This is a genomic window from Bacillus sp. 522_BSPC (genome assembly GCF_001076885.1).
GTDB classification, from domain to species: Bacteria; Bacillota; Bacilli; order Bacillales; family Cytobacillaceae; genus Niallia; species Niallia hominis.
This window is the reverse complement of the sequence record NZ_JVDT01000031.1, coordinates 1-3292: the sequence shown is the minus strand read 5'-3', so window position 1 is coordinate 3292 and position 3292 is coordinate 1. Positions and strand designations below refer to the sequence as shown.

Here is a 3292-nt window from a genome sequence, read left to right as displayed (position 1 = left end):
CCAGTAAGAATTGCTCGAATTCGGCTTGCTTCTTCATTTTTTTAAAATATTGAATAAAGTTTTCGTTTTTTTTCGCTGGAATAAATTTACCTTCTATTTTATTTGATGTGTTTTTTTTCAATGTTTTTTTTTCAGGTACTGAAATTGACAATTTATTTCGCCTCCTTCTAGAAAATATATTGAGTTGAGTGAATGTCAACCGCTTGACATATCCTTAAATCTCCTTTCTCAAATCATAAATATATATCGCTTTCACATTTCATTATGTCAACCGCTTGATATTTTTTTATTTTAAACGCTTTCATAATATATGTCAACCGCTTGACTTGTTTATTTTTAAAAAATACAATCTAAATTTTTAGATTATATTTTATCAAAGAAAATCCTATCTTATTTGTCTCGTTCGGGAACTAATCTGAATGGGGTCTAAAATCCTTTCATTATCGATTGCATTAGGTCGTCTCATTTTTTAGCAATTGAACAGGTAAAATAACTTCCATTCTTTCATCCTTATTTACTTCATTAATAATGTCCATTAATCTTAATACAGCTGAGTGTGCAATTTCCTCAATTGGTTGTTTAATTGTGGTTAATTGAGGTAACAACCTCCTTACACTTTGCGTGCCATCATACCCTACAACTTTTAATTGATTGGGAATCTGAATTCCTAGTTCACTCGCTACTTTCAAACAAGTTGATGCTATTAAATCATCACTAGCAAAAATCCCATCCGTTTCAGGGTGCTCTATAAATATCTTTTTGATTGTTTCTGCAGTTGCTTCCTCATCAAAAACGCTATTCAATTCATAGGTAATGGGATTAGCTACATGGTCTTCATAGGCTTTTCTTCTATTTTGGGTTGGTGTCTCTAACTCGCTTGGTCCATTTATATGAACAATTGCTTTACAACCTTGATTAAGTAAATGTTGAACAGCCAATTTTCCACCCTCATAGTTATCAGAACCTATTACAGGAATGGTCGGTGATAAATAATGGTCAATTGCGACAATAGGAAGCTTAGAATTCTTATATATTTCAATTCCACGATTATAGGAACAAACGATAATTCCATCTACTTGATGCCTAATAAGCATCTCTGCATATGAAGTTTCTTTCGCCACTTGTCCTAAACTATTACAGAGAATAACTTTAAACTCATGAGTGGAGCATATATTCTCTATATATAAAGCTAATTCACTAAAAAAGGGATTATTAATTGTCGGCAAAATAAGGCCAATAAAATTGGTCCGTTTTTTAAAAAGAGAGCGTGCTATATCATTAGGATAATAATTTAAATCCTTAATGGCTTGCTCTACTTTTTCTCTTGTTTTTTCACTTATATATCCTCGATTATTCAAAACACGTGAAACCGTTGTTGGTGAAACACCTGCCAACTCTGCTACATCTTCTAATTTTACTTTCATGATTACCACCCGAAAAATCATAAATTATTTTCCACTTAAATTGTATATGTTAACCGTTTTCATACATATTATCACAAACTTGTTCTTTTTGCATCTTTCTTCTACCCAATATATTCCTTCTGCACATCTAATCTAAATCACAAAAGTCGCCTTAAGGCTTAAAGTGATAAAAGGATTTGAAAGTAATTCCTTTTCATTTGTTTTCTAATCAAGGAATATCGAACTTTTACTTCAGAGGTATTATTTTCCTCTCCTATGTCTATTATGAAAAATAGTACATAAAAAGGAAAATCATTCCACAACTGTTTTTATTATGAGGTGAGATATGGAAAACATAAATAAGAAAAAGAAGGTATCCAGTCATTTGGACGAGAATGTAGGATACCTAAAGGAAGAATTGGGTGTTGGCCAAAACTTTGACATGATCCATTTAGATGTCGAATATGCTGGAATCCGAATGGCTATGTTTCTTGTAGATGGATTAGTAAAAGATGATATATTACATTTACTCATGAAGTTCCTTGCAAAAGTAAAAAAAGAGGAATTAAGAAAAGATGTTTTAAATAAATTATTGAGTACCTATATTCCCTATATAGAAATTAGTACAGTTGATGATTTAAATAAAGTTGTCGATAATGTCCTGTCTGGTCCAACAGCTCTGCTTATTGACGGTATTGACGAAGTGCTGTTAATTGATGCCAGAACCTATCCTGTTAGGGGGCCACAAGAGCCTGATACAGAAAGAGTTGTTCGTGGTTCCCGTGATGGATTTGTAGAAACAATTGTCTTTAACACCGCGCTAACAAGAAGAAGGATTAGAGATCGAACGCTGCGAATGGAATTTATGCAAGTAGGGCGTCGTTCTAAAACAGATATCGTTATTTGTTATATTGGTGATATTGCGGACCCAGATATGGTCGAGCAATTAAAGGAAGCTATGTCAAATATTGATACAGATGGATTACCAATGGCTGAAAAAACAATTGAAGAATTTATTTCGGGGAACAACTGGAACCCCTTCCCAAAAGTACGTTATACAGAACGACCTGATACAACAGCCATCCATCTTTTTGAAGGGCATGTATGTATTTTTGTAGATGGCTCCCCATCTGCGATGATTACGCCTGTTACTTTCTGGCATCATTTGCAACATGCTGAAGAATACCGAAACAATCCCCTTGTTGGTGCATATTTACGTTTTGTTCGCTACTTAGGTGTGTTTGCTTCGATTTTCTTATTGCCTTTATGGTATTTAGTAAGTATAGAACCAAGTCTTCTGCCTGGATCTCTATCCTTTTTAGGTCCGAATGAATTAGGGCAGGTCCCATTAATCATTCAGTTTCTTTTAATAGAAGTTGGATTGGATATGCTTCGGATGGCTGCCATTCATACACCTACATCATTAGCAACCGCATTAGGACTTGTGGCTGCCTTAATGATTGGACAAGTAGCAGTGGAGGTTGGGCTTTTTTCAAACGAGGTCATTTTGTATTTTTCCATTGCTGCAATCGGAACTTTTGCAACACCTAGTTATGAGCTTGGTTTAGCAAACAGACTTGTTCGTATTGCTTTATTAATTTCTACCGCTATCTTTAGAGTACCAGGATATATTTTTGGTGTAGCTTTATTTATTATCTTCCTTGCGAGAATGAAATCATTTGGGGTTCCATATCTATGGCCCTTCATTCCATTCAATTACCGTGCAATGAGAGATATTCTTGTCAGAACACCAATTCCTTTGAAAAATCGCCGTCCTCGTATTTTGAATCCTAATGATCCTGATAGATAATTTAGTTTTAGGCCTATCCTGCAAAGAATAAGAATGAGGCTGGGACAAAACTAAATAACTAATCTTTAAAGACGAACAA

At 34.3% G+C, this 3292-nt stretch carries 2 protein-coding genes; one reads left to right on the top strand and one right to left on the bottom strand.

Annotation, left to right across the window (positions count from 1 at the left end):
* Positions 1-452: 452 nt before the first annotated feature.
* Entirely contained in the window at positions 453-1424 is a 972-nt protein-coding gene (locus ADJ83_RS02680; protein WP_048716735.1) for a LacI family DNA-binding transcriptional regulator, read from the bottom strand.
* Positions 1425-1749: 325 nt separating this feature from the next.
* On the opposite strand from ADJ83_RS02680, the gene ADJ83_RS02675 reads away from it, so the two are divergent.
* Positions 1750-3213: a spore germination protein gene (locus ADJ83_RS02675; protein ID WP_048716732.1), complete on the top strand. Its 1464-nt coding sequence runs from the start codon at positions 1750-1752 to the stop codon at positions 3211-3213.
* The last annotated feature ends 79 nt before the right edge of the window (positions 3214-3292 follow it).